The sequence below is a fragment of the Verminephrobacter aporrectodeae subsp. tuberculatae At4 genome, assembly GCF_000193225.1.
In the GTDB taxonomy this organism is placed as follows: domain Bacteria; phylum Pseudomonadota; class Gammaproteobacteria; order Burkholderiales; family Burkholderiaceae_C; genus Acidovorax; species Acidovorax aporrectodeae.
On the sequence record NZ_AFAL01000916.1, the window covers coordinates 1 to 327 of the forward strand.

1 protein-coding gene is annotated in these 327 nt (G+C 79.8%); it reads left to right on the plus strand.

Annotated elements, in window-relative coordinates; all coding sequences use genetic code 11:
• Nucleotides 1-327, plus strand: a 327-nt coding sequence (locus VTU_RS0122245; protein ID WP_029554653.1) for a hypothetical protein, incomplete at both ends; no start/stop codon positions are given.

Genomic DNA, 327 nt, shown 5'->3' on the forward strand with positions numbered 1-327 from the left:
GGTGGCGCAGCTGCGCGCCCTGGGCGCCCGGCCCCTGCGGGGCGATCTGGACGACGTGGCCAGCCTGCGGCGCTTGTCGGGCCTGGCGACGCGGGTGCTGCATCTGGCGCCGCCGCCGGGCGCGGTGGGGCCGGGGGATGCGCGCGATCCGCGCACCCTGGCGCTGACCCGGGTGCTGCGGCTGCGCAGCCTGCCGAGGTCCCTCGTCTACGCGTCAACCAGCGGCGTTTATGGCGACTGCGCGGGCGCCAGGGTGCCCGAGACGCGCGCCCTGGCGCCTGCCACGGCGCGCGCGCAGCGCCGCGCGCACGCGGAACGGGCCGTGCG